The 476-nt window shown below is 33.2% G+C and carries 1 protein-coding gene; it reads right to left on the bottom strand.

The genetic code is table 11. The features are described 5' to 3' along the window. Positions 1–123: 123 nt before the first annotated feature. On the bottom strand, positions 124–476 hold a 353-nt coding region (locus tag GNY06_RS00520), incomplete at its 5' end, for a transposase family protein (RefSeq protein ID WP_394350812.1).

The following is a 476-nucleotide window of genomic DNA, read 5'->3' as shown; positions in this document are numbered from 1 at the left end:
CTTATAGTTTTCTGAGAGATAAAATAACAAAAGCAATATAATGCAAAGAATACCATGTTATTACAGAAGTTTCAAATCGTATTAATAATGCTTTGAAACTATCTAACCAAGCATTTGCTTTCTCTATTTTAAACCTTCGTTTATATAATTCTTCGCTGTTTTATTATTCCTGAGATTGGTTTTAATATTGGCAATTATTGCTTCTTTTTCTAACATGTGTCTTAAATTTTCACTGTCAAATCCTGTATCAGCATTCAGAAACAATCCTTTATGATCTATTTCTGCTTCGATTAGAAGTGACAGGATTTCTTTCAAACTACCTTCTATTTGGTATAAATCATGATGATGGCCACTTTTTGGACTTCCCATTGCCAACATTTGTCCCTGGTTATCACACAGAAAAATGCTGTTGGTGGTTTTTGCCTTTTTTCTACCCTGATAGCCTAGCTTTTCACCTCCCATTAGGCTTGGGGTGT

The sequence above is a fragment of the Elizabethkingia argenteiflava genome (assembly GCF_009904105.1).
GTDB lineage: Bacteria > Bacteroidota > Bacteroidia > Flavobacteriales > Weeksellaceae > Elizabethkingia > Elizabethkingia argenteiflava.
This window is presented reverse-complemented; position numbering and strand designations above follow the sequence as displayed.